The sequence below is a fragment of the Streptomyces sp. NRRL B-3229 genome (assembly GCF_000719505.1).
GTDB lineage: Bacteria > Actinomycetota > Actinomycetes > Streptomycetales > Streptomycetaceae > Streptomyces > Streptomyces griseorubiginosus.
The window spans coordinates 1-524 of record NZ_JOGP01000113.1 but is presented as its reverse complement, the minus strand read 5'-3'; the positions used below and the strand labels follow the sequence as shown (position 1 = coordinate 524).

At 66.8% G+C, this 524-nt stretch carries 1 pseudogene; it reads left to right on the top strand.

Features of this window, described 5'->3' with window-relative positions:
* Positions 1-524, top strand: a pseudogene (locus IF54_RS40690) (acyltransferase domain-containing protein); the annotation flags it as partial.

The following is a 524-nucleotide window of genomic DNA, read 5'->3' as shown; positions in this document are numbered from 1 at the left end:
GTCTTCGACGATGCGGGCTCGGGGGTGTTGAACCGTACGGAGTTCACGCAGCCGGCTCTGTTCGCGGTTGAGGTGGCGTTATCGGTGAGCTGGCTGCCGCACATGTGGCGGGGGTGTGGTCGCTGGCGGATGCGGCGCGGTTGGTGGCGGCGCGGGGTCGGTTGATGCAGGCGTTGCCGAGCGGTGGCGCGATGATCGCGGTGCAGGCGACCGAGGCTGAAGTGCTGCCGCTGCTGACCGAGAAGGTCGGTATCGCGGCCATCAACGGTCCCGCCTCTGTGGTGATCTCGGGTGAGGAGGGTCCGGCTGAATCCGTGGCCCGGATCTTCGCCGAACAGGGCCGCAAGACGAAGAAGCTGACGGTCAGCCACGCCTTCCATTCGGTGTTGATGGACCCGATGCTGGAGGAGTTCCGGCAGGTCGCTGCCGGGCTCACGTACGCGGAACCGCGCATCCCCGTGGTCTCCAACGTCACCGGAAAGCCCGCGACTTCGGGTGAGCTGACCTCTCCCGAGTACTGGGTG